Genomic DNA, 22,383 nt, shown 5'->3' with positions numbered 1-22,383 from the left:
CTATTGACTCACTATGACTTCACGTCGACTGTCCGGACGGATCATGTCCTGATCCTGCCGTGCCATCGCTTCGACACGGCTGTGTTCTGATAACGCGTGCTCCTCAAGCAACTGGTTACGCCATTCGACTTCCAGTTGCTCGCGTTCCATCAAAAGTTGGTCATGATGGGCTATCGCAGCACGCGTTTGTTGGGTGATGTAAACCACGCCCAATGCAGAAAGCAGCACCAGAACCAAAAGCACCATAGGAACCCGACCGATACTGGTCAGGTCCTGCAGAATTTGCCTTGTCAGTCCTGGACTTTCTGCCGACATCAGTCACCCAATTTTTCTGCCACACGCAGCACCGAGCTTCGGGAGCGAGTGTTGTCTGAGACTTCCACGTCGGACGGTTTCAATGCTTTGCCCACCAGCTTCATCTTTGCCTGACCCAGAGCACGGATTTGATCTTCGGTCAGTGGCACGCCATGTGGCACATCCGGCCCTTTGCTTTGCTTACGCATAAAGCGTTTCACCAAACGGTCTTCCAATGAGTGGAAGCTGATGATGGAAAGTCGACCACCCGGCGCCAGCACTTCAAGCGCACCTTGCATCGCCGTTTCAATCTCTTCCAGCTCACTGTTGATGTAAATGCGAATCGCCTGAAAACAGCGGGTCGCAGGGTGCTTTTTACGATCACGGGAAGGTGATACCGCAGCAATCAAGTTGGCCAACTGCAAAGTGCGGGTCAACGGCTCTTTGGTTTCATCTTCGCGGTGCGCAACAATGGCACGGGCGATACGCTTGGCAAATCGCTCTTCTCCAAACTCTTTCAACACCCAGGCAATGTCGTCGGCTTCCGCTTCGGCAAGCCATTGAGAAGCTGGAATACCTGAAGTCGGATCCATGCGCATGTCCAAAGGACCATCGCGCATAAAGCTAAAGCCACGTTCTGGATCGTCTAATTGCGGTGAAGACACCCCAAGGTCCAGCAATACGCCGTCAATCTTGCCACTCAGACCACGTTCTTCGATGTATTGTTGGATTCCGGAAAATGGGCCATGAATAATGTTGAAGCGCGGGTCATCAATTGTGCCTGCCTCTTCAATCGCCTGCGGATCGCGGTCAATACTGTAAAGCTGACCACCGTCACCCAGACGACGTAAAATTTCTCGGGTATGTCCACCACGGCCAAACGTACCATCGACATAAATGCCGTCAGGTTTGAGTGCGAGACCTTCTATGGATTCGTGGAGGAGGACGGAAATGTGTGAAAACTGCTCTGACATAATCTTGATTACCTAAAGCGATAAGTTACTGAGCCTGTCGCTCAGCGCTTCCGCTGATTCGGCTTGATGTTGAATATCCTGGTCGATCTGTTGCTGCCACTTGTCGCTGTTCCAAATCTCAAACTTGTTGAGCTGTCCCACCAGCATGGCTTTACCATTCAAACCGGCGTAATCGCGCAGTGTAGGTGCAATCAGAATTCGCCCCTGTCCGTCCATCTCACACTCAAACGCATGACCAAGCAGCAATCGCTGTAAACGACGCTCGGCTGGATTGAGGCTGGATAAGCGGGATAGCTTGGCTTCGATGCGCTCCCATTCAGGCAAGGGGTATAGCAGCAGGCATGGTAACTGATGATCAATGGTGCAGACAAACACGCCATCGCACAACGCATCGAGTTCTTCTCGATAACGCTTTGGCAATGCGACGCGACCTTTCGCGTCGGGCGATATAGCGCTGACGCCCCTCAACATGTCACTGACTACCCTTTTTCACCAGAATAACCCACTTTATTCCACATTTTCCCACTAGGAAGTGTAAGTATCAGGCAAAAAGAAAGTCAAGCAAGCATCGAGCGCGACAAAGATCACGTAATCGCGAAGCGCATTCTATTTCAACAGCTTGAACACCTTGCTAAGCCGTGCATTTTTTAACCGCACGGCATTCCCCATTGGGGCTGTTGACTTTTACTGAAGCCAAAACAAAAGAAGGCGAGCTAATGCTCGCCTTCTCTGGGGCAAGTTTATCGCTAAACTCGCCCATTTTATTTAGTGAGTCGGCCTATAAGCCGGGTTCTGTACCGTAAAACGGTGGTAGCCATTCGTCTAGGCCTGCAATCGCTCACAGGCTCCAGCAACCTACCCGTCCCCAACGCGGGCCGCGCCAAAAGGGACCTATTTGGTCTTGCTCCGGGTGGAGTTTACCGTGCCACGAACTGTTGCCAGTCGCGCGGTGCGCTCTTACCGCACCCTTTCACCCTTACCTGTTCTCCGAAGAGCCATCGGCGGTTTGCTCTCTGTTGCACTGGTCGTAGGCTTGCGCCCCCCAGGCGTTACCTGGCACCCTGCCCTGTGGAGCCCGGACTTTCCTCCCCCTCGTCAGTCTCCCAAAGGACATCAACGAAGCAGCGGCTACCCGGCCAACTCAGGCGGCGGATTATATAGAGTTCACCGCCACGGATCCAGCGAAAACACCGGACTTCTTATTCGAGGTTTTCTAAACCCCACTTATAGAGGGCATTTTTTTTCACGTTATACAGCTCAGCCGCAATCGCAGACGCCTTCTTAAGTGGCAACTCCTTCGCCAGCAAAGTAACCGCTTTGGTTGCTTCCAATGGCAAGTCCTCTTTCTCGGCGCGGTGACCAGCAATCAAAAGCACCATCTCACCGCGGATACGGTTGCTGTCTTCATTCAGCCATTCAATCAACTCGCCCAGCGGCGCACCATGAATGGTTTCATAGGTTTTGGTCAGCTCCCGTGCCAAGACTACCTGACGCTCCGCACCCAATACCGCCAGCATGTCGTCGAGCGTATCGAGAATACGGTGTGGCGATTCGTAAAAAATCAGGGTTCGTGGGTCTTCTGCAATGTCAGAAAACTTATCACGGCGGCCTTTGCTTTTTGGCGGCAGAAAACCTTCGAAGCTGAAACGATCCGAAGGCAAGCCAGACGCACTCAAGGCAGTAATGACTGCACAAGGCCCAGGCAAAGGAACAACTTTGACACCCGCCTGACGACAACGGGTTACCAAGTGGTAACCTGGATCAGATATCAACGGCGTGCCCGCATCAGACACCAGCGCGATAGTTTGCCCTGTGACCAATTTTTCAATCAGAAAGTCTGCTTTCTGTTGTTCATTGTGGTCATGCAGTGCGAAAGTTCGGGTGGTGATTCCAAAATGGGACAGTAGTTTACCAGTGTGGCGGGTATCCTCGGCAGCGATGATGTCGACCTGCTGCAAAATCTCCAAAGCACGCTGGGTGATATCTCCCAGGTTTCCGATCGGTGTCGGCACGATATATAAAGTTGAGACGTCAACCATGGTTGAAGTTTCATCAGTCATTTGTTTCACAACCCTTCGGCGATTAATATAGAGGGCAACAAGTTACGGACAGAAGATGTTCATGCGTAAAATAACCCATAAGTGCAAAAGTGTATCACGAGTTCTTCCACCAATCGCGCTGGCATTGGTGCTTTCGGCGTGTACCACCACACCACCTGTTGAGCAAGGACCGCAATATGACATCACAGCGCCGGCGCTGGAGTCATCGACTTTCTATTTGCTGAAAGCAGAAACCGAAACCGGAGAAGCAAAAGCTGACTGGTATCTGTTGGCGTTAAAAGCACTGATTGCTGAAAAACAGTACGCACAAGCCGATGTTTTAGTCAGTCGTTTGGCAAAACTGCCACTGACCCCACTGCAACTTTCCGAATGGCAACTGAACCGCGCTTTGTTATCTCAGCAAAAAGGCGATCTGCAGACCGCTGTTGATAACCTGAACTTCCAGCCATCTTGGGGTATTCCTGCTATTCAATACCAGCGCTATTACCTGTTGAAAGGTGAACTTTACGAAGCACTGGGCAACATGCCAGGCGCTGTGCTCTCTTATGCCGAGGGCTCTCCTTACATCACGGACAATTACGATAAGCAGCAAAACTGGGAAAACGTTTGGACACTGCTGGTGAAAATGCCACCTTCAGAGCTGAACTCTCTGTCTGCAACCACCAATCCAGTTCTGAATGGCTGGGTCGAGCTGGTAAACCTCTTGCGCCGTTACTCGGGCCGTCCTGCTCAGCAACAAGAAGCGCTGAACCAATGGCTAGCAGCCAATCCATCTCACCCGGCTAACCGCTACCTACCGAACGATCTGACGGCACTTCAGTCGATGGAGATCCTCCGCCCTGATCGCATCGGCGTGATGCTGCCACTAAGCGACAAGTTCGCGGCACAAGGCGAAGCTATTCGTAATGGTTTGGTACAAGCGCTGCTGGATGATGATTCGGGCAATACTGCGCCTTCAGTGATGTTCTACGACACCAACGGATTGTCAACGACTGACATCGTCAACCAAATGCGTACTGACGGTATTCAGTTTGCTATCGGCCCTCTTCGCAAAGATAAAATTGAAGAGTTCCTGACTGTCAGCCAAAACGCGATTCCCACGTTGGCACTGAATATTCCAAACGAAGACGAGGGTGCGGCGAATACTTGCTTCTTCACACTATCTCCAGAGCAAGAAGCAGAGCAAGCTGCACTGCATATTGCTCAGAACAAACATCAGTATCCATTGGTGATTGCACCTAACAACAGCTTTGGCCGACGTGTGAGTGAAGCATTCTCCAAGCAATGGGAAGAGCAGACTGGTGAGCCTGCAGAAGTCGAATTCTTTAAAAATCGCGCAGCGATGCAGAAGACGGTTCAACGGGTATTTGGCCTAACGGAAAGCCAAGGGCGTATCCAGCAAATGCAGCAACTTTTGGGGCTGGAAATGGAATCAGAGCAACGTAGCCGCCGCGATGTTGATGCTGTCTACCTTGTCGCCAATGCAGGTGAACTCACGCTGCTTAAGCCGTTCATTGAAGTCGCCATCAACCCGGACGTTCAACCGCCGAAATTGTACGCAAGCTCACGCTCTAACAACCGAGTGAACGGCGTTGGGGAAATTGGTGAACTTCGCGGTATCGAATTTAGTGACGTTCCCCTTCTGGTTGAGCCTAACAATCCTACTGCTGCGCGCTTTAACCAACTCTGGCCAGGGCTGGATAATGGTATGACTCGCCTATATGCTTTGGGGATGGATGCGTATGCATTGATTGAAGCCCTTCCTCAGATGCAGGCATTGCCGGAATATCGCTTTGAAGGGTCGTCAGGTGAATTGTCACTGGGCGATTACTGCACAGTTAACCGCAGTGTTTCCTGGGCGATGTTTGGGGATCAGGGGATTGTTTCGGTTAAGTAAAAAGCAAACCGGCGACCACTACGAAACACAGGCCTGCCGCTTCCTTGAACGACAGGGTCTCAAGACCATCGAGAAAAATGCCCGCTTCAAGGGCGGTGAACTTGACCTAATCATGCGGGAAAAAAACTGTCTCGTCTTCGTTGAGGTCAAGTATCGCAACCAGACCTCCTATGGCGGCGCAGCAGCCAGTATCTCCAAACAAAAACAACAACGCATGCTCAAAGCGGCTTATTTGTGGTTGGGTAAAAATGGCCTGTCCGCGACACATACCGAGTTTAGATTTGATGCCGTGACTTTTGAAGGCGACGTAAACTCGGTAAACTGGATGAAAAATATCGTATTTGAAGGGTAATCAATGCTAGATAGCATCAAAGAGAGTTTCACCGAAAGTATCCAGACACAAATTGCTGCCGCGGAGGCCTTGCCTGAGCAGATCTCCAAAGCCGCGATGGTGATGGTGCAGTGTCTGCTTAACGGCAACAAAATCCTATGTTGTGGTAACGGTGGCTCCGCAGCAAATGCTCAGCATTTCGCTTCCTGTCTGCTTAACCGCTTTGAAACAGAGCGCCCTAGCCTGCCTGCATTAGCGTTGACAGCAGATACCGTCACCCTGACAGCGGTCGCGAATGATTACCACCATGATGAAGTCTTCTCCAAGCAGGTACGAGCATTCGGACAAGGCGGAGACGTACTATTGGCGCTGTCTACCAGCGGTAATAGCAAAGACATCATCAAGGCAATGGAAGCCGCCGTAACACGCGACATGACTATCGTGGCGCTTACCGGCAAAGATGGCGGTGAAATGGCAGGCCTCTTGGGTGAGCAGGATGTGGAAATCCGTATCCCTTCCCAGCGCACATCCCGCGTACAGGAAGTTCACCTGATCACCTTGCACACACTTTGCGATCTTATCGATCAGTACCTATTCCCGACGCACGGAGAATAACCATGAAAAAGGCGCTTTTACTTGCAGCAGTGTTGGGGGTGAGTGCCTGTTCCGCGATTTACGAGCAGGATACCCGTACCGCGAAGACGGAATGGCAAGACACACAGCTAGGAATGGAAGTCGCTGGGATCGTTAATAAAGCCCCTTTTAAAGGCGACACCCGTGTTAACGCCGTTTCCTATGATGGAAAACTGCTACTGATTGGTCAGGCGAAAACCGAAGACCTCAAAAACGCTATCGTGACTAAAGTTCGAGAACTCGAAGGCGTAGAGACCATCTACGACCAAATACGCATCAAGGCGCCGTTGTCTGTGGGTGATGTGTCTAAAGATACCTGGATCACCACTAAGGTGAAATCTGCGCTCATCGGCAGTAAGAAGCTCCGTAACGTGAACATCAAAGTGATCACAGAAGACAGCGAGGTCTTTCTGCTAGGCTATGTCACCCGCGAGCAAGCCGATGAAGCCACAGAAATCGCCCGTAACTTGAGTGGTGTTAAGCAAGTCATCAAAGGCTTTCAATACTATGAGCCAAGCGCAAATAGCGAGTAAGTCAGATTCAGAGATGAAAAAAGCAGCCTAGGCTGCTTTTTTTATTTGACGACGGTCAGTGTCGGACGACCTTTCGGTTTCTGCTCTGGCTCTGAAGTTGGCTCCTCAGTCTCCACAACAGTTTCAACGTCTTCCTGTACTTCCTCGACAGCATTGAGTTCCGGTTCAGATTCAATACGCTCCAGCTCTTCATCATACGCTGGCTCTGGATCGAACATGGTGCCAGCACCATTTTCACGTGCATAAATTGCCATCACAGCATACATAGGCACAGTCACCAGCATCGGTCGACCACCGAATCGTGCATTGAAACTGACTTCGTCATTACCCAATTCAAGGTTGCCAACCGCACGCGGTGCAACGTTCAATACGATCTGTCCATCCTGTACGTACTCAAACGGTACATTCACGTAGGGCATGGTTGCATCCACAACCAGGTGTGGCGTTAGATCGTTGTCGAGTAACCAGTCGTAAAACGCCCGTAACAGATACGGGCGTCGAGGTTTGAGATTGATGTCGCTCATTATTGCGCCAGACGCATCTCACGCTCAGCTTCGGTCAGTGAAGCCAGGAATGAATCACGTTCAAATACGCGCGCCATGTAAGTTTTCACTTCTTTAGCACCGGGACCGCTCAGTTCGATGCCCATTACCGGCAAACGCCACAGCAGCGGAGCCAGGTAGCAATCAACCAAGCTAAACTCTTCGCTCATGAAGAACGGATACTCGGCAAACACTGGAGCAAGAGCCAAAAGCTCTTCACGCAGTTGACGACGCGCTTTGTCAGCGTCTTCTGCATTGCCTTTTTCAATTTTCTCAGCCAGTGTGTACCAGTTACGTTCGATGCGGTACATCATCAGACGGCTGTTACCACGTGCTACCGGGTAAACTGGCATCAGCGGTGGATGTGGGAAACGCTCATCCAGGTATTCCATGATGATGTTTGCGTTATACAACGCCAACTCACGGTCAACCAGAGTCGGAACCGAGTTATACGGATTCAGATCGAGTAAATCCTCTGGCAGGTTATTTGGATCAACAAGCTCAATCTCGTATGTCACACCTTTCTCTGCCAGAACGATGCGAACCTGATGGCTATACATGTCTGATGCGTCTGAATACAACGTCATCACCGAGCGTTTATTGGCAGCAACAGCCATTAACCCCTCCAGAATGTTTCATCTATAGAAAAAACAATGGGAGCACCTGCTCCCATTGTGGATCAGCAACTCACTAGATTAACCGATCAGTGAACGTCACGCCAATACTCTTTCTTAAGCAAAATGGCTAGGATGAGGAAAATGACCATAAAGCCAATTACCCAGTAACCCATTTGCTGACGCTCAAGCTTGTTAGGCTCACCTGAGTACTCAAGGAAGTTCACCAAGTCACGAACTGCGTCGTCGTACTCTTCAGGGCTCAGCTCACCGTTACCCAGTGATTCGATACCGATGAACTCCTGAACCTGTTCACCATCAACCAGTACCGTTTTGTACTGCTTAACAGGTGTACCTTGAAGCTCTTCCAGTACGTGAGGCATACCCACGCTTGGGAACACTGAGTTATTCACACCAAACGGACGAGAGTCATCTTGGTAGAAAGATCGCAGGTAGGTGTAAATCCAGTCTGTACCACGAACACGAGCAACCAACGTCAGGTCTGGTGCCGGGCCACCAAAGAAGGTCGCACCATCTTCTGCGGTCATCGCATTGGTCACCAGATCACCGATTTTCGCATTGCTGTCAAAAACCAGATTTTCCAGCATCAGTTCTTTCGGGATATCCAAGTCTTCTGAGATACGCTCATAGCGCTGGTACTGAGTGGCATGACAGCCAAAACAGTAGTTCATGAAAAGCTTGGCACCGTTTTGCAATGATGCTTTATCTGACAAATCGTTGTTTGCTGCATCCAATGGAATGCTTGGACCCGCCGCCATCGCCAGAGAAGGCAGCAGAGCAAACAGCATTACAATCCACTTCTTCATTTGTAGTTCACCCTCTCCGGTAATGGTTTCGTCGCTTCGTTTTTACTGTAGAAGAACAGCGCAACGAAGAACATGAAGTAACCAAAGCTAAAGATCTGTGCCATCAAGGTATAAGTTGGGGTTGCTGGCAGCGCACCCAGAATACCCAGCGCAATGAACGAAACAGTAAATTGCGCAATGTTTGCCAGATGGATTTTGCTGCGGTAACGGTATGAACGTACTTTACAGCGATCCAGCCATGGCAGCAGGAACAGAACAGCAATGGAGAGGCCCATCAGCACAACGCCCATCAATTTGTCAGGAACTGCACGTAGGATGGCGTAGAACGGGGTGAAGTACCACACTGGCGCAATGTGCTCCGGTGTCTTCAGCGGGTTAGCTGCTTCAAAGTTAGGTGGCTCAAGGAAGTAGCCGCCCATCTCTGGATTGAAGAAGATAACGTAAGCAAACAGAATACCGAACAGACCCACACCAATCAGATCCTTCACTGTACCGTATGGGTGGAAAGGCACAGAGTCGATGATGTCGTACTTCTTGGTGTAGTACTCGTGGAATGGGAACTGAGTTTCGTAACCTTCGCCTTTAGTGCCTTTAGGCAGCTTGGTTTCGATACCATCCGGGTTGTTTGAGCCCACTTCATGAAGTGCCAAGATGTGCAGTACTACCAGCAACAGAATCACGATGGGTAGCGCTACAACATGGAGTGCAAAGAAGCGGTTCAGTGTTGCACCAGACAGAACATAGTCACCACGAATCCATAATGTCAGGTCGTCACCGATAACCGGAATAGCACCAAACAAGGAAATGATTACCTGTGCACCCCAGTAAGACATCTGACCCCATGGCAGCAGGTAGCCCATGAAAGCTTCCGCCATCAACGCCAGGAAGATCAACATACCGAAGATCCACAGTAGCTCGCGTGGTTTCTGGTACGAACCATAAATCAGACCACGGAACATGTGCATATAAACGACCACGAAAAACGCGGAAGCGCCGGTGGAGTGCATGTAACGCAGCAGCCATCCATATTCCACGTCTCGCATGATATATTCAATTGACGCAAAAGCCCCTTCTGCAGAAGGGTTGTAGCTCATCGTTAGCCAAATACCGGTTAATAGCTGGTTTACCAGTACCAGCATGGCCAGTGAGCCAAACAAGTACCAGAAGTTAAAGTTTTTCGGCATTGGGTATTCGGATAAATGCTTTTTATAAGCATTCACCGCTGGAAGACGTTTCTCAAACCAGTTAAGCAAGTTTTCCATTACGCTGTCCCCTCATCTGCGCCAACCAAAATACGCTTATCGTTAAGGTACGTGTAAGGTGGAACAACCAGATTAAGTGGCGCTGGTACGCTTTTAAATACACGGCCAGCCATGTCAAACTTGGAACCATGACAAGGACAGAAGAAACCGGAAGCTACTCCTTCTACCTGCTCGCCAAAGCTATCTGGCAGGTAAGTTGGTGAACAGCCAAGGTGTGTACACAGACCTACAGCGACGAAGATTTCTGGTTTAACAGAACGGTATGTATTAACGATGTATTCAGGCTGTTGTGGTTCAAGGGATTCGGGATCACGTAATTTGTCCCCAATCTGGTCTAATTTTTCTAACGTCTGCTTACTACGGCGCACGATCCACACGGGTTTACCCTGCCAAATCGCCCTAACAAGCTGACCTTCTTCAATCTTACTCACATCGACTTCGACCGGGGCACCGGCAGCTTTCGCTTTGGCGCTTGGATTCCAAGACTTGATGAAAGGTACAGCGACTGCAGCTGCACCCACACCACCAACCACTGCGGTTGATAGAGTCAGGAAACGACGTCGGCCGGAATTCACTGGCGCATTGCTCATCCAACATTCTCCCATGTGCTCCCGCATGGATTCTTATAACTTTCCTTATGCGTCCCTGGAGCGTACGGCTAACTCAAATTAAGTATTTTTATTGCGTAGAAACGGGTGGTTTGTCCAACAAAAACCTATTAATACGTCGCCTAAATGATAAGGAAAACCCCACTTTTTGACAAGATAAAGCTACCTTTTTGTAACAAATGTGAGGTATACACCGTTTTTTTAACTAACTGCCAAAAAAGAAAAAATTTACGGAAATATCAAAATGAGGAAATTGGGGACAAGCCCACATTTCGTGCATTGATGGGAGAGGTAACTACCTGAATGAAGATAATAAAAAGCCCGGCATAAGCCAGGCTTTTTGGACCAGAATTCCCGGATAATCCGGAAGCGAATTAACGCTTAGAGAATTGTGGACGACGACGTGCTTTACGCAGACCAACTTTCTTACGTTCAACGCGACGTGCGTCACGAGTAACGAAGCCAGCTGCGCGCAGTGCAGGACGTAGAGTCTCATCGTATTCCATCAGCGCACGGGTGATACCGTGGCGGATTGCACCTGCTTGACCAGAGATACCACCACCAGCAACGGTGATGTACAGATCAAGTTTCTCAGTCATTTCCACCAGCTCAAGAGGTTGCATAACAACCATGCGAGCGGTTGGACGACCGAAGTAGGTTTCCAAAGAACGCTTGTTAATTACGATGTTACCGCTGCCCGGCTTGATGAATACACGAGCTGCGGAGCTCTTGCGACGACCTGTGCCGTAGTATTGTTCTGCCATTTTGAAGTCCCCTTAGATGTCCAGTACTTGCGGTTGTTGTGCCGCGTGCTTGTGCTCTGCGCCAGCGTAAACTTTCAGTTTACGGTACATTGCACGACCTAGAGGACCGCGTGGTAGCATACCTTTAACAGCAAGCTCGATAACCATTTCTGGTTTCTTAGCGATCAGTTTGTCGAAGCTGATTGACTTGATGCCACCCATGAAACCAGAGTGGTGGTAGTACATCTTGTCAGTAGTTTTCGCGCCAGTTACTTTAACTTTTTCCGCGTTGATAACTACGATGTAGTCACCAGTGTCAACGTGCGGAGTATACTCCGGCTTGTGCTTACCACGCAGACGAGATGCGATTTCAGTTGCGATACGACCCAGAGTTTTACCTTCAGCGTCTACAATGTACCAGTCGCGTTTTACAGTTTCTGGTTTAGCAACGAATGTTTTCATGCTAATAATTACCCGATAAATTTAGATTTCACTTAAGGAGCTCTCGCTCCCACTGTTAAGAGCCCATTCAACACCCCTTCGAGTGGTGGTTCCCTCGGCCTAAGCCTTTCAACAGTAACGGTGGGTCGCAGGATTATAAGGAAGGGTGGAGAAAAAATCACCTTTTTTTCAAAAAAAGTCCCGACTTTTTCTTCATTGAATTTTTATCAATACTGTCATTACCGCAAGGCTAATTATGGAAGATGCTCCAAAGCCAAGTAATCATGGCTTTGCATCTCCTTCAAACGCGAAATGCAGCGCTTGAATTCGAATGACAGGCGCCCATCTGTGTACAGTGAATTCAATGTAACTTCAGCCGAAATGATAAGTTTCACGTGTCTTTCGTAGAATTCATCGACCATCGCGATAAATCGACGCGCCGCATCATCCTTCGAGAGGCCCAATTGCGGTACGTTTGCCAGTAAAACCGTATGATAGAGACGCGCTATCTCTATGTAGTCCGATTGGCTACGTGGGCTGTCGCATAATGTGGCAAATTCAAAATGAACCACGCCTTCCGCTTCCCGCTCCGCAATAAGCTTTCGGTTGTTGATTTCTATTTCCAGTGATTCATGACATGGCTCAGTGGCAAGTTTATAGAAGTATTCTTTTAAGTTCTCACCTGCAGCTTCATCCAGAGGGAAATGAAAGATCTCGGCTTGTTCCAGGGTACGGAGACGGTAGTCCGTTCCTGCATCCACGTTGACGACTTCGCAGTGCTGATTAATCAAAGCAATGGCTGGGAGGAATCGAGCACGTTGCAAGCCATTTCGGTAAAGTTCATCCGGAACAATATTTGACGTCGCGACCAGACAGATCCCACGCTCAAACAAAGCTTCCATCAGCGTCCCTAATATCATCGCATCCGTAATATCAGAAACGAAAAACTCATCAAAACAAAGAATATGGGCTTCGTCGGCGAGCTTATCAGCAATTTTTTGCAAAGGGTCTTGTTCGCCATCGAGAAGCTGCAACTCATGATGAACACGGTGCATAAAGCGATGGAAGTGCATCCGCAGTTTTTTGTCAAAAGGCAGGCTTTCAAAGAATGTATCAACAAGGTAGGTTTTCCCTCGGCCGACACCGCCCCAAAAGTAGAGGCCTTTTTCCGGCGCTCTAGCAGACGTCTTTTTCTTAAAGAGGGACTCTAGGAAGCCCGGTTTCTCAACTGGCGAGTTCGCCCTCACCACCAGTCGGTGATAAAGATCTTCAAGTTTCTCTACCGCATTGCGCTGGGAAGCATCTTCAAAGAAGTCCGGTCTTTGTAAGTCGTTATGGTATTGCTCTAGTGGGGTCATCCTTGAACCTAGCTCTCACTTGTACCCGTGGCGTTCTCAAAATCAATAGTACCATGCGTCTGGCTTGCGATGTATAGTGAAGATAAAGCATTAGGGGCTTTGCAGTTCATTTTTTCCTTGCCGTCTCAATGGTAAAAACTGCAATTCATCCATACCTTTAGATATAAGCTAAGGAGCACTTATGGCTTGGATCAACACGTTAGTATTTGTGGTCATCGGTATTGTCATTGGCTTCATTATTGCCCGTCTGACAACGCGTGATAACTCACAACAAAAAGATTTAAAAAAAGAGCTGGAAAAGTCGCGCTATGAGCTTGAACAGTATCGCCAGGAGTTAGTCGACCACTTCGCCCAGAGTGCAGAATTGCTCGATAACATTTCCCGTGATTACAGCAAGCTCTATCAGCACATGGCGAATACTTCAGCTGAGCTAATGCCGAATCTGCCAGAACAAGACAATCCATTCGCAAAACGCATCAGCAAACTTTCTGAAGTCACTGAAGATTCGTCGGCATCTAAAGAACCTCCACGTGATTACTCTGATGGTGCATCTGGCTTACTAAAAGATCAGAAAGAAACCAGCAAAGCGAGTTAACTTGATCACAAATTTCACGTTATAGGGCATTGAACTTTTTTGACCCACCCCCACTCTTAAAACGTACCTATAGAGGGGAGTGTGTTTATGAAAAAGAAGTCTTTGCTTACTTTGAGTGCGATTGCACTCGCCGTTAGTACAACCATGACAGCCATGCCGACAACGGCAGCACTACCTGCTGCCGTTGCTGGTGAGAGTCTGCCAAGCCTTGCGCCCATGCTGGAAGCCGTCAGTCCGGCAGTCGTCAGCATTGCGGTAGAAGGCAGCCACACATCAAAACAACGCATTCCTGAGTCTTTCCGTTTCTTCTTCGGCCCGGACTTTCCATCTGAACAAGTTAGAGAACGTCCATTTAGAGGCCTAGGGTCAGGCGTCATTATTGACGCAGGCAAAGGGTATGTGATCACTAACCATCACGTGATTGACGGTGCAGACAAAATCCGCGTGCAGTTACACGATGGCCGTGAATACGACGCTGAGCTTATTGGTAGCGATGGTATGTCAGATGTTGCCCTGCTGAAACTGGAGGAGTCGGAAGACCTAACCGAAATCAAACTGGCTGATTCCGATGCTCTGCGCGTTGGTGACTTTGCCATTGCGATTGGTAACCCATTTGGCCTTGGACAAACCGTTACTTCAGGGATCATATCAGCGCTGGGTCGAAGCGGTCTGAATGTTGAGAATTTTGAAAACTTCATTCAAACCGATGCGGCAATTAACAGCGGTAACTCTGGCGGTGCGCTGGTGAACTTAAATGGTGAGTTGGTTGGTATCAACACCGCTATCTTGGGGCCAAACGGCGGTAATGTTGGCATTGGCTTTGCGATTCCCGTGAACATGGCGAAAAACCTTGTTGACCAAATCCTGGAGTTTGGTGAAGTGAAGCGAGGGGTGTTAGGAGTTCAAGGTGGAGAACTAACATCAGAACTTGCGGAAGCGTTTGGCTATGAAACCAACCATGGCGCCTTTGTCAGTCAGATCGTACCTGACTCGGCAGCTGAAAACGCGGGTATTGAAGCTGGTGACATTATTGTTTCGGTGAATGGCAAAGAGATCCGAAGCTTTGGCGAACTTCGTGCAAAAATTGCCACCCTGGGCGCTGGTAAAGACGTGAAGCTTGGCATTATTCGTGACGGCAAAGAAAAGACAGTCACCGCCAAGCTGAAAGAAGCGAGTCTAGCCAAAGCTAATGCTGAAACCTTACATGAAGCACTAAAAGGCGCAGAACTGGAAAACTATAAAGAAGGCAAAGTGTCCGGAGTGCGCGTTTCGAGTGTCGAAAAAGACTCTGTCGCCGCCCGCTACGGCTTAAAGCAGGATGATGTGATCGTTGGGCTGAACCGAAACAAGGTGAAAAACCTCGGCGACCTGCGCAAGCAACTTGAGAGCAAACCGTCCGTGTTGGCACTTAACATCCAACGCGGAGAGTCTACCATGTATCTGGTGATCCGCTAAGCAAACGCTTTACGCAAAGTGTTTCAAATCAGGAGCCTGACAGTGTCAGGCTCTTTTTTATTAGGCCTTGTCAGCTACTCATATTAACCATTCAGTGGTATTCTCAGGGCTTGGTATTTCGCGGTTTTATGGGGAATTGCATGCTGGCTTTTTTAGCGCGTTCTGTGGTGTACGGCGTCTTTGTCGCTGCTGTGCTGCTCATTGCTATTCCTTCACTGCGAAATGCCCAGTTTTTTCCGGAAGCTACCCTCGCCACCTTTGAAACCAACAACAGCCTCATTTCATATAATTACGCTGTACGACGTGCTTCACCTGCCGTTGTCAATATCTACACCCGCCGGTACAGCGCAGAGAACCGCTTACAGCTCAATGCTGAAGGGCTTGGCTCTGGCGTGATCATGAGCGACAGAGGCTACATCGTCACCAACTACCATGTCGTCGCACGCGCAGACCAAATCATTGTCGCATTGCAAGATGGACGTATCAGTACTGCACAACTGGTAGGTAAAGACCAGCGTACTGATCTAGCCGTGCTGAAAATTGAGCTGGAAAACCTACCAGTCATTCCTTTCAACGAGAGCTATGAACCCAATGTCGGTGATGTGGTTCTTGCCATTGGTAACCCCTATAACCTTGGGCAAACCACGACCTTCGGTATTATTTCCGCAACAGGACGTGCTGGGATGAGTTTTAACCGCCAACAGGACTTCTTGCAAACCGATGCAGCGATCAATAAAGGCAACTCTGGCGGTGCGTTGGTCAATAGTCGCGGTGAGTTAGTCGGTATCAATACCGCATCATTCCAGCAAGCCACCGATGTAGATACTTATGGCATCTCTTTTGCCATTCCTTACTCACTCACATTAAAGATCATGCAGAAGCTCATCGCTGATGGTCGGGTTATCCGTGGTTATATTGGCGTCGAAGGACGAGAAGTGAATCCTGTGATGGCGAGGCTTCTTGATGCAGAACAATTAAGCGGCGTGATGGTTGGAAGTATGGACCCGAATGGTCCTGCGGAAAAATCTGGGCTTAAGGTCAATGACTTGATAATCGCAATAGACGAAAAGCCTGTTAGCAGTGTCCGCAATGCATTAGATATCGTGGTTGATATTCGCCCTGGCACAAAAGTGCCTTTCAAGTTGATACGAAACGGTCAACCTGTTGATGTCATCGTCACGATCGGCGAAGAGAAAATTCAGTAGGCGTTGTTCCTTAACAGCTCTACAGACACAAAAAAGGCCACTTCAAAAAGCGGCCTTTTTTATTCTGTAAGATCAGCGATTAGTCACTGAAACGCTCAATGCTAACACCAAGCTTTTTAAGTTTATCTTCGATATGCTCGTAACCGCGATCAATATGATAAATGCGGTCAACGATGGTTTCGCCTTTCGCAATAGCACCAGCTATGACAAGGCTGGCTGATGCACGAAGGTCAGTCGCCATCACCTGCGCACCACTCAGGCCATCACAATCACCACAGACAACTGTGTTACCTTCGATTTCGGCATGAGCACCCATGCGTTGAAGTTCAGGCACATGCATGAAACGATTTTCAAAAATCGTTTCTGTGATGATACCTGTGCCTTTCGCCATTAGGTTAAGTAGCGTGAATTGGGCTTGCATGTCAGTTGGAAAACCTGGGTGTGGAGCCGTACGAATGTTCACAGCCTTGAGCTCGCGATCCGTCATGTCCAGCGAAATCCAGTCTTCACCACTTTCCACCAGCGCGCCCGCTTCTTCCAGTTTAGCCAGTACCGCTTCCATCAGTTTTGGCGAAGTGTTGTAGCACATCACTTTGCCGCCAGATACCGCCGCACCGACCAAGAACGTGCCAGTTTCAATACGGTCCGCCACCACTTCGTGATATCCACCGCCCAAACGCTCAACACCCTCAATCGTGATGGCATCAGTACCCGCGCCAGTGATTTTCGCACCCAACATGTTCAGGAATTTCGCGCAGTCCACAATCTCAGGCTCACGCGCAGCATTTTCAATCACTGTGGTGCCTTCTGCCAGCGTCGCCGCAGACATAATGGTCACCGTTGCGCCCACACTCACTTTGTCCATGACGATATGTGCGCCTTTAAGGCGGCCATCAACATGGGCTTTAACATAGCCTTCGTCTAAAGTGATAGTGGCACCAAGTTGCTCCAGACCATGAATGTGGAGGTCAACTGGACGTGCACCGATAGCACACCCACCAGGCAGTGATACCTCGCCTTTACCAAAACGGGCCACTAGTGGGCCAAGCGCCCAAATTGACGCCCGCATGGTTTTGACTAAATCGTAAGGCGCGCAGAATTCGTTGATCTCACTGGCATCAACATGGACAGAACCATTGCGGGATACTTTGGCACCCAGACGCGATAACAACTCCATGGTGGTGTCAATATCACGCAGTTTAGGAACGTTCGCGACTTCTACAGGCTCTTCAGCCAGCAGCGCGGCAAACAAAATAGGCAGTGCCGCATTCTTGGCACCAGAAATTGTGACTTCACCACGCAGTGGGCCACCACCGTGGACACGGAATTTTTGCATGCTGTTCCTCGTGAACTTATAGCGGTTGCATCAGTTTTTTATCGCGTGCCCACTCAGTGGGGGTCAACGCTTTGATGCTAAGAGCATGGATTGCATTGGTTCTGATGTGTTCCATCAGTGGGCCATAGATAGTCTGCTGTTTCTTCACACGTGACATGCCATCGAACATGTCGCCAACTGCTATCACTTCGAAGTGACTTCCGTCACCTTTAACATGAATTTCTTCCAGCGTCAGAGCTTGCTCTAGAATGGCTTTGATTTCAGTAGGTTCCACAACTATTCCCCGTCAACCGATGCACTTTCATCAGTAAAAAGACTTTCCACGTTACTCAGCTGCAGCAAGACGCTAAGCTGCGAAGGAGTGTTGCTCAACATCAGAGTTTGTTGTCTGTCATTGAGCTCTTGCTGCAAGTGGAGCAACATTGCCATACCCGCCGAATCGACACGTTTTAACGAAGACAGGTCAACTACAACCTGCTTGTCTGACGGTAGCCAATTGGCACGACGGCTCCAAAATGCTGGAACTGTGTCACGATCAAGCTCTCCTGACAAGCAGTAATGACCATTTGTGAGTCGCTGAAGTGATAATGCTTCACTCACGACGCCGCCTCGTCACGGGTGATTGGCGCTTTCGAGCGTTCAATCAACTGCTTGGCAACGTCTTCGATACCATTACGACGAAGTTCTACACTCCATTCACTGGTTTTGGTGTCCAGCATGCTTACACCTTCAACCTGTACATCGAAGCCTTGCCATTCTTCCGTTTTGCGGTTCTTACGCAAAGCGAAATCCAAACGAATTGGCGGTCGCGCTCTATCCAAAATATCAACGCGAACAGAAACCACTTTACGTTTGGCATCAATTTTCTTTGCCGGTTCCACGTTGATTTCCTGATCCGTATATTGGGTCAGGATTTGGGCGTAGGAGGCCACCAGGTAGTCGTAAAACGCTTCGGTGAACAAGTCACGCTCTTCTTTGCTGGCTTTGCGTGCCTGAGGACCGAGGACTTTCATCGCCGCGTAGCGGACATTAATGTAGGGCATCAATTCTTCTTTAACGACAACGCGCAAAAGCTCTGGGTTTTGAATGTACTGATCTTTGTCAGCCTTCAAGCGGCTGAATGCATTTTCAGCTACGCCATTAATCAAAAAGTATGGGTCTTTCGCGTCAATCTCTGCCGCAAAAGAAATTGGTGAGAATGCCACTGTCAGCGCAGCAAATAGAGTAAAAAGCCACTTTTTCATTACTTTACTCCTCAGACCCACCGACGCTGTAAAGGAACTGACCAATCAGGTCCTCTAACACCATCGCTGAGCGTGTATCTTCCAGCAAATCGCCATCCTGTAGGACATCTATGTCTTCATCCAGAAACCCTGGGCGAATGCCAATATATTGTTCACCCAGAAGTCCTGACGTTAAAATCGCCGCCGAACTGGTTTCCGGGAAATAGCCGTATTTACGCTCGATTTCCATCGTCACGGTTGGGACATAGTCCGGTGCCGTCAAAGCGATGTTACTAACACGACCCACAACAACGCCGCCTACTTTCACCGGAGATCGAACTTTCAAACCACCAATGTTATCGAAATGCGCTTCAAGCGAGTAATGCTCGGAGCGCGAAAAGCTCTTCACATCAGCGACCTGAAAAATGAGCAGTAGCACTGCAGCAATACCTGCAATGACAAAGGTGCCTACCCAAAATTCTGTTTTTCGGTTTTGTTGCATTTAATTAGCTCCCAAACATCAGTGCCGTGAGGACAAAGTCCAACCCCAACACTGCTAAAGATGAATGCACAACGGTACGTGTAGTGGCTCGGCTGATCCCTTCTGACGTTGGAATCGCATCATAGCCGTTAAACAAAGCTATCCAGGTCACGGTGATGGCAAACACCAGACTCTTGATAAATGACTGTCCAATGTCATAACCCAGTTCAACGGACGACTGCATCACCGCCCAATAACTACCGTAATCAATACCTTTCCAGTCGACACCCACGAGCTGCCCGCCCCAGATGCCCACCATCATAAAAATCATCGCCAGAAGTGGCATGGAGATAACACCCGCCCAAAAGCGTGGTGCAACCACACGGCGGAGCGGATCAACCGCCATCATCTCAAGACTTGAAAGCTGTTCTGTTGCTTTCATCAAACCGATTTCTGCCGTCAGCGCTGAGCCTGCACGGCCCGCGAATAAGAGTGCCGTCACTACCGGGCCAAGCTCCCGTAGTAGCGAAAGCGCCACCATTTGCCCGAGAGAACTTTCCGCGCCAAAGTCGGCAAGTACCAGATAGCCCTGAAGGCTCAATACCATGCCGATAAAAAGGCCTGACACCATGATGATCGCCAGTGAGCGCACACCCACGGAATAAATCTGGGTCAGCAACAACGGGAACATTTTTCTTGGTTGAGGTTTGCCGATCAGCGCGCCCAGCAGCACAAAGGTCGCCCGCCCCATGGTCTGGGACACCGACATCGCGCGGGCGCCGATTGCCTGCACCATGCTTACAATCACGAGAAAAGCTCCTGTTTGATATCTTTGGCCGGGTAACGAAACGGTACAGGACCGTCAGCATCGCCTTGAAGAAACTGACTGACCCGGGGATCAGGATTGTCACGTAAAGACTGCGGAGAGCCTGATGCGATGATCTTGCCATCGGCCAGCAGATATACATGATCCGCAATGCTCATCACTTCAGGGACATCGTGAGAGACCACAATAGAAGTCAAACCCAGTGCCTGATTGAGGTTGCGGATAAGGGAAACCAAAACACCCATAGTGATCGGGTCCTGACCCACAAAGGGTTCATCGAACATAATCAGTTCGGGATCGAGCGCAATAGCACGGGCCAGTGCTGCACGTCTTGCCATACCACCGGAAAGACTGCTTGGCATCAAATCAGATGCTCCTCGCAAGCCAACCGCTTCAAGCTTAAGCAGCACAATGGTTTTAATCAGAGATTCAGAAAGTTCGGTGTGTTCGCGCAGGGGAAAGGCGACGTTATCGAAAACCGTCATGTCCGTGAACAATGCGCCAGACTGAAACAGCATACTCATACGTTTTCGCACGTCGTAGAGCTTGCTTCTCGACAGTGTAGGAATGTTTTGACCCGCGAATTCGACAGTGCCATGTTCTGGCTGGAGTTGTCCGCCTATCAATCTCAGGAGAGTCGTCTTGCCAATACCGGAAGGCCCCATGATTGCCGTGATTTTACCGACAGGAACAGTGAGGCTGACATTCTCAAAAATCACCCTCTCGCCACGCGAGAAAGTCAGGTTGTTCACTTCAACCAAATTCGTAATACTCATCAAGGCCCTTTGATGTTGTGTTTCCTTGAGTGTTAATTGCCCGATCATAGAAGGCTAACAAAGGCAAAACAAGTAATTGTACACCATTCATTTGCAAAATCTTCATCAAAAATCTATCAATTTTCAGACAGACCCTGTCTTTTCCGGTATGCAAACACTGGAATTAAGATCACTCATTTTCAGGCTAGAAACAGTCAGCCACTTTCACCTTCAATGAGTAATGTTTTTTATTATTGGGTGAATCGAAGACAGGTTAATTCAATGGAAGATACTTCACTGTCTGGCGAATTCCCGTATAGCTTGCCAAAACTCATCCGTCCTTTTCCTTCACATTTACTCAATTAGCGGTCAAAATTGCCCTTTTGTATTGTTGTTAGCCCCAGCTAATTCTGAAGGTATCTAAATGTTTGAAGCGACCGCCATTCTCGTCGTGGGCTTGTGTTTGTTGGTATGGAGTGCTGACAGACTGGTCTACGGAGCAGCCGCTATTGCCCGTAATGTGGGCATCTCACCCCTTGTCATCGGTATGACTATTCTGGCCATGGGAAGTTCAGCGCCAGAGATGGTGGTTTCAGCAACTGCCGCGCTCAGCGGGAAAACCGACACAGCTGTAGGTAACGTTCTCGGTTCAAACATTGCAAATATCGCACTGATTCTTGGTGTGACAGCATTGATAAAGCCTCTCGCTATCAGTTCAGGCATTCTCCGCCGCGAGTTGCCTCTGATGCTAGGTGTGACTTTGCTTGCTGGTGCTATTTTGTGGAACAACTACCTGAGCTTTTTTGAAGGTGTTCTCCTCGCAGTGTTTTTTGCGGGTTTCCTGCTTCTGATGATGAAGTTTGGCCGTGAAAGCGGAGAAGAAGATCCTATGCTCGCTGAGCAGGAATCTGAAATTCCTGAAGGCGTCAGTAACGTGTCTGCGGGTATCTGGGTGGTTGTTGGTCTGGTGCTTCTCATTTTCAGCGCAGACATGGTAGTTGATTCTGCCGTTATCATTGCAAAAGCCTTTGGCATGAGCGACCTGGTGATTGGTCTGACAATCGTTGCTGTCGGCACCAGTCTTCCTGAACTGGCAGCATCGATTGCAGGTGTGATGAAAGGCGAAGACGATCTGGCGGTGGGTAACATCATCGGCTCTAACATCTTCAATATTCTCGCGGTCATGGGTATTCCGGGTATACTGGCACCATCCGCCATTAACCCACTGGCGATGGATCGTGACTTTTACGTCATGCTGGCACTGTCAGTATTGCTGTTCCTGTTCGCTGTCGGCAAAGCGCGTACGATTAACCGCTGGGAAGGCATTGCACTTCTTGTTTGCTTCGTGGGTTACCAAGGCTACCTGTTCTCGCACCTCGCGGCATAACCG

At 49.3% G+C, this 22,383-nt stretch carries 27 protein-coding genes and 1 other RNA gene; 8 read left to right on the top strand and 20 right to left on the bottom strand.

What is annotated here, in order from left to right:
• The 5 genes from ftsL to rsmI all read right to left on the bottom strand — a co-directional run bounded on the left by ftsL (position 1) and on the right by rsmI (position 3,328).
• The gene (gene ftsL, locus K6Q96_RS01895; RefSeq protein ID WP_251877369.1) at positions 1–315 is read right to left on the bottom strand and encodes a cell division protein FtsL; all 315 of its coding nucleotides are present in this window, start codon (positions 313–315) and stop codon (positions 1–3) included.
• Positions 315–1,268, bottom strand: coding sequence for a 16S rRNA (cytosine(1402)-N(4))-methyltransferase RsmH (rsmH, locus tag K6Q96_RS01890; protein WP_002537359.1), 954 nt, complete (start codon positions 1,266–1,268; stop codon positions 315–317). Before rsmH ends, ftsL begins: the two co-directional genes overlap by 1 nt.
• A gap of 12 nt (positions 1,269–1,280) precedes the next feature.
• Positions 1,281–1,739, bottom strand: a complete 459-nt coding sequence (gene mraZ / locus K6Q96_RS01885; RefSeq protein WP_002537357.1) for a division/cell wall cluster transcriptional repressor MraZ — start codon at positions 1,737–1,739, stop codon at positions 1,281–1,283.
• Positions 1,740–2,033: 294 nt separating this feature from the next.
• Positions 2,034–2,412: RNase P RNA component class A (rnpB, locus tag K6Q96_RS01880), an RNA gene on the bottom strand.
• Positions 2,413–2,467: 55 nt separating this feature from the next.
• Entirely contained in the window at positions 2,468–3,328 is an 861-nt protein-coding gene (gene rsmI, locus K6Q96_RS01875; RefSeq protein ID WP_251877367.1) for a 16S rRNA (cytidine(1402)-2'-O)-methyltransferase, read from the bottom strand.
• A 55-nt stretch (positions 3,329–3,383) separates the two neighbouring features.
• Between rsmI and K6Q96_RS01870 the strand changes: the two genes are divergently transcribed.
• From K6Q96_RS01870 to K6Q96_RS01855, 4 genes are read left to right on the top strand one after another with little or no spacing between them, the layout of a single operon-like run.
• Positions 3,384–5,225 carry a penicillin-binding protein activator gene (locus K6Q96_RS01870; RefSeq protein ID WP_353621775.1) on the top strand — a complete coding sequence of 614 codons (1,842 nt, stop codon included), beginning with the start codon at positions 3,384–3,386 and terminating at the stop codon, positions 5,223–5,225.
• Complete coding sequence (locus tag K6Q96_RS01865) at positions 5,209–5,577, top strand: YraN family protein (RefSeq protein WP_251877363.1); 369 nt, start codon at positions 5,209–5,211, stop codon at positions 5,575–5,577. The genes K6Q96_RS01870 and K6Q96_RS01865 overlap by 17 nt, the downstream gene beginning before the upstream one ends.
• A gap of 3 nt (positions 5,578–5,580) precedes the next feature.
• Positions 5,581–6,171 carry a phosphoheptose isomerase gene (locus tag K6Q96_RS01860; RefSeq protein WP_002537348.1) on the top strand — a complete coding sequence of 197 codons (591 nt, stop codon included), beginning with the start codon at positions 5,581–5,583 and terminating at the stop codon, positions 6,169–6,171.
• A gap of 2 nt (positions 6,172–6,173) precedes the next feature.
• Complete coding sequence (locus tag K6Q96_RS01855) at positions 6,174–6,722, top strand: BON domain-containing protein (RefSeq protein WP_251877362.1); 549 nt, start codon at positions 6,174–6,176, stop codon at positions 6,720–6,722.
• A gap of 41 nt (positions 6,723–6,763) precedes the next feature.
• Here the strand turns inward: K6Q96_RS01855 and sspB are convergent, their stop codons facing one another.
• The 8 genes from sspB to zapE all read right to left on the bottom strand — a co-directional run bounded on the left by sspB (position 6,764) and on the right by zapE (position 13,117).
• Positions 6,764–7,246, bottom strand: coding sequence for a ClpXP protease specificity-enhancing factor (gene sspB, locus K6Q96_RS01850; protein ID WP_046304903.1), 483 nt, complete (start codon positions 7,244–7,246; stop codon positions 6,764–6,766).
• Positions 7,246–7,881 (bottom strand): stringent starvation protein SspA, encoded by a 636-nt coding sequence (gene sspA / locus K6Q96_RS01845; RefSeq protein ID WP_046304901.1) that lies wholly within the window; start codon positions 7,879–7,881, stop codon positions 7,246–7,248. Before sspA ends, sspB begins: the two co-directional genes overlap by 1 nt.
• Before the next feature lie 86 nt (positions 7,882–7,967).
• Positions 7,968–8,705, bottom strand: a complete 738-nt coding sequence (locus K6Q96_RS01840) for a cytochrome c1 (protein WP_002537340.1) — start codon at positions 8,703–8,705, stop codon at positions 7,968–7,970.
• Positions 8,702–9,967: a cytochrome b gene (locus K6Q96_RS01835; RefSeq protein WP_251877360.1), complete on the bottom strand. Its 1,266-nt coding sequence runs from the start codon at positions 9,965–9,967 to the stop codon at positions 8,702–8,704. Before K6Q96_RS01835 ends, K6Q96_RS01840 begins: the two co-directional genes overlap by 4 nt.
• Positions 9,967–10,557: a ubiquinol-cytochrome c reductase iron-sulfur subunit gene (petA, locus tag K6Q96_RS01830; RefSeq protein WP_251877358.1), complete on the bottom strand. Its 591-nt coding sequence runs from the start codon at positions 10,555–10,557 to the stop codon at positions 9,967–9,969. Before petA ends, K6Q96_RS01835 begins: the two co-directional genes overlap by 1 nt.
• A gap of 392 nt (positions 10,558–10,949) precedes the next feature.
• Positions 10,950–11,339 carry a 30S ribosomal protein S9 gene (gene rpsI, locus K6Q96_RS01825; protein WP_002537334.1) on the bottom strand — a complete coding sequence of 130 codons (390 nt, stop codon included), beginning with the start codon at positions 11,337–11,339 and terminating at the stop codon, positions 10,950–10,952.
• A gap of 12 nt (positions 11,340–11,351) precedes the next feature.
• The gene (gene rplM / locus K6Q96_RS01820; protein ID WP_002537332.1) at positions 11,352–11,780 is read right to left on the bottom strand and encodes a 50S ribosomal protein L13; all 429 of its coding nucleotides are present in this window, start codon (positions 11,778–11,780) and stop codon (positions 11,352–11,354) included.
• Between the two features lie 233 nt (positions 11,781–12,013).
• Positions 12,014–13,117, bottom strand: coding sequence for a cell division protein ZapE (gene zapE / locus K6Q96_RS01815; RefSeq protein ID WP_251877356.1), 1,104 nt, complete (start codon positions 13,115–13,117; stop codon positions 12,014–12,016).
• Positions 13,118–13,298: 181 nt separating this feature from the next.
• On the opposite strand from zapE, the gene zapG reads away from it, so the two are divergent.
• The 3 genes from zapG to degS all read left to right on the top strand — a co-directional run bounded on the left by zapG (position 13,299) and on the right by degS (position 16,372).
• Positions 13,299–13,712 carry a Z-ring associated protein ZapG gene (gene zapG, locus K6Q96_RS01810; protein WP_251877354.1) on the top strand — a complete coding sequence of 138 codons (414 nt, stop codon included), beginning with the start codon at positions 13,299–13,301 and terminating at the stop codon, positions 13,710–13,712.
• Between the two features lie 87 nt (positions 13,713–13,799).
• A complete protein-coding gene (locus K6Q96_RS01805; RefSeq protein WP_251877352.1) occupies positions 13,800–15,167 on the top strand; it encodes a Do family serine endopeptidase in 1,368 nt (455 codons plus the stop codon).
• A gap of 140 nt (positions 15,168–15,307) precedes the next feature.
• Positions 15,308–16,372 carry an outer membrane-stress sensor serine endopeptidase DegS gene (gene degS / locus K6Q96_RS01800; RefSeq protein WP_251877350.1) on the top strand — a complete coding sequence of 355 codons (1,065 nt, stop codon included), beginning with the start codon at positions 15,308–15,310 and terminating at the stop codon, positions 16,370–16,372.
• Between the two features lie 79 nt (positions 16,373–16,451).
• Here the strand turns inward: degS and murA are convergent, their stop codons facing one another.
• The 7 genes from murA to mlaF are packed head-to-tail and all read right to left on the bottom strand — an operon-like array spanning position 16,452 to position 21,014.
• Positions 16,452–17,708, bottom strand: coding sequence for a UDP-N-acetylglucosamine 1-carboxyvinyltransferase (gene murA / locus K6Q96_RS01795; protein WP_251877348.1), 1,257 nt, complete (start codon positions 17,706–17,708; stop codon positions 16,452–16,454).
• A gap of 16 nt (positions 17,709–17,724) precedes the next feature.
• Positions 17,725–17,982, bottom strand: coding sequence for a BolA family iron metabolism protein IbaG (gene ibaG / locus K6Q96_RS01790; protein WP_002537320.1), 258 nt, complete (start codon positions 17,980–17,982; stop codon positions 17,725–17,727).
• 2 nt (positions 17,983–17,984) lie between these two features.
• Positions 17,985–18,308 carry an STAS domain-containing protein gene (locus K6Q96_RS01785; RefSeq protein WP_062665970.1) on the bottom strand — a complete coding sequence of 108 codons (324 nt, stop codon included), beginning with the start codon at positions 18,306–18,308 and terminating at the stop codon, positions 17,985–17,987.
• A complete protein-coding gene (mlaC, locus tag K6Q96_RS01780; protein ID WP_251877346.1) occupies positions 18,305–18,952 on the bottom strand; it encodes a phospholipid-binding protein MlaC in 648 nt (215 codons plus the stop codon). The genes K6Q96_RS01785 and mlaC overlap by 4 nt, the downstream gene beginning before the upstream one ends.
• A 4-nt stretch (positions 18,953–18,956) precedes the next feature.
• A complete protein-coding gene (mlaD, locus tag K6Q96_RS01775; protein WP_062665967.1) occupies positions 18,957–19,433 on the bottom strand; it encodes an outer membrane lipid asymmetry maintenance protein MlaD in 477 nt (158 codons plus the stop codon).
• 4 nt (positions 19,434–19,437) lie between these two features.
• Positions 19,438–20,208 (bottom strand): lipid asymmetry maintenance ABC transporter permease subunit MlaE, encoded by a 771-nt coding sequence (mlaE, locus tag K6Q96_RS01770; RefSeq protein WP_251879561.1) that lies wholly within the window; start codon positions 20,206–20,208, stop codon positions 19,438–19,440.
• 8 nt (positions 20,209–20,216) lie between these two features.
• Positions 20,217–21,014, bottom strand: coding sequence for a phospholipid ABC transporter ATP-binding protein MlaF (mlaF, locus tag K6Q96_RS01765; protein ID WP_251877344.1), 798 nt, complete (start codon positions 21,012–21,014; stop codon positions 20,217–20,219).
• Positions 21,015–21,417: 403 nt separating this feature from the next.
• Between mlaF and K6Q96_RS01760 the strand changes: the two genes are divergently transcribed.
• Positions 21,418–22,380, top strand: coding sequence for a calcium/sodium antiporter (locus K6Q96_RS01760; RefSeq protein WP_062665963.1), 963 nt, complete (start codon positions 21,418–21,420; stop codon positions 22,378–22,380).
• Positions 22,381–22,383 lie beyond the last annotated feature (3 nt).

This window comes from Grimontia kaedaensis (assembly GCF_023746615.1).
Taxonomy (GTDB): Bacteria; Pseudomonadota; Gammaproteobacteria; order Enterobacterales; family Vibrionaceae; genus Enterovibrio; species Enterovibrio kaedaensis.
This window is presented reverse-complemented; position numbering and strand designations above follow the sequence as displayed.

What these genes read in the sequence shown, in the direction of transcription:
- K6Q96_RS01760 (WP_062665963.1), top strand. Translation starts at nt 21,418, where the DNA reads ATGTTTGAAGCGACCGCCATTCTCGTCGTGGGCTTGTGTTTGTTGGTA.
- K6Q96_RS01835 (WP_251877360.1), bottom strand. Translation starts at nt 9,967, where the DNA reads ATGGAAAACTTGCTTAACTGGTTTGAGAAACGTCTTCCAGCGGTGAAT.
- K6Q96_RS01805 (WP_251877352.1), top strand. Translation starts at nt 13,800, where the DNA reads ATGAAAAAGAAGTCTTTGCTTACTTTGAGTGCGATTGCACTCGCCGTT.
- sspB (WP_046304903.1), bottom strand. Translation starts at nt 7,246, where the DNA reads ATGAGCGACATCAATCTCAAACCTCGACGCCCGTATCTGTTACGGGCG.
- rplM (WP_002537332.1), bottom strand. Translation starts at nt 11,780, where the DNA reads ATGAAAACATTCGTTGCTAAACCAGAAACTGTAAAACGCGACTGGTAC.
- mlaD (WP_062665967.1), bottom strand. Translation starts at nt 19,433, where the DNA reads ATGCAACAAAACCGAAAAACAGAATTTTGGGTAGGCACCTTTGTCATT.
- zapE (WP_251877356.1), bottom strand. Translation starts at nt 13,117, where the DNA reads ATGACCCCACTAGAGCAATACCATAACGACTTACAAAGACCGGACTTC.
- K6Q96_RS01840 (WP_002537340.1), bottom strand. Translation starts at nt 8,705, where the DNA reads ATGAAGAAGTGGATTGTAATGCTGTTTGCTCTGCTGCCTTCTCTGGCG.
- mlaF (WP_251877344.1), bottom strand. Translation starts at nt 21,014, where the DNA reads ATGAGTATTACGAATTTGGTTGAAGTGAACAACCTGACTTTCTCGCGT.
- zapG (WP_251877354.1), top strand. Translation starts at nt 13,299, where the DNA reads ATGGCTTGGATCAACACGTTAGTATTTGTGGTCATCGGTATTGTCATT.
- mlaC (WP_251877346.1), bottom strand. Translation starts at nt 18,952, where the DNA reads ATGAAAAAGTGGCTTTTTACTCTATTTGCTGCGCTGACAGTGGCATTC.
- murA (WP_251877348.1), bottom strand. Translation starts at nt 17,708, where the DNA reads ATGCAAAAATTCCGTGTCCACGGTGGTGGCCCACTGCGTGGTGAAGTC.
- K6Q96_RS01860 (WP_002537348.1), top strand. Translation starts at nt 5,581, where the DNA reads ATGCTAGATAGCATCAAAGAGAGTTTCACCGAAAGTATCCAGACACAA.
- degS (WP_251877350.1), top strand. Translation starts at nt 15,308, where the DNA reads ATGCTGGCTTTTTTAGCGCGTTCTGTGGTGTACGGCGTCTTTGTCGCT.
- rsmH (WP_002537359.1), bottom strand. Translation starts at nt 1,268, where the DNA reads ATGTCAGAGCAGTTTTCACACATTTCCGTCCTCCTCCACGAATCCATA.
- sspA (WP_046304901.1), bottom strand. Translation starts at nt 7,881, where the DNA reads ATGGCTGTTGCTGCCAATAAACGCTCGGTGATGACGTTGTATTCAGAC.
- mraZ (WP_002537357.1), bottom strand. Translation starts at nt 1,739, where the DNA reads ATGTTGAGGGGCGTCAGCGCTATATCGCCCGACGCGAAAGGTCGCGTC.
- rsmI (WP_251877367.1), bottom strand. Translation starts at nt 3,328, where the DNA reads ATGACTGATGAAACTTCAACCATGGTTGACGTCTCAACTTTATATATC.
- ftsL (WP_251877369.1), bottom strand. Translation starts at nt 315, where the DNA reads ATGTCGGCAGAAAGTCCAGGACTGACAAGGCAAATTCTGCAGGACCTG.
- K6Q96_RS01855 (WP_251877362.1), top strand. Translation starts at nt 6,174, where the DNA reads ATGAAAAAGGCGCTTTTACTTGCAGCAGTGTTGGGGGTGAGTGCCTGT.
- K6Q96_RS01870 (WP_353621775.1), top strand. Translation starts at nt 3,384, where the DNA reads ATGTTCATGCGTAAAATAACCCATAAGTGCAAAAGTGTATCACGAGTT.
- petA (WP_251877358.1), bottom strand. Translation starts at nt 10,557, where the DNA reads ATGAGCAATGCGCCAGTGAATTCCGGCCGACGTCGTTTCCTGACTCTA.
- mlaE (WP_251879561.1), bottom strand. Translation starts at nt 20,208, where the DNA reads ATGGTGCAGGCAATCGGCGCCCGCGCGATGTCGGTGTCCCAGACCATG.
- rpsI (WP_002537334.1), bottom strand. Translation starts at nt 11,339, where the DNA reads ATGGCAGAACAATACTACGGCACAGGTCGTCGCAAGAGCTCCGCAGCT.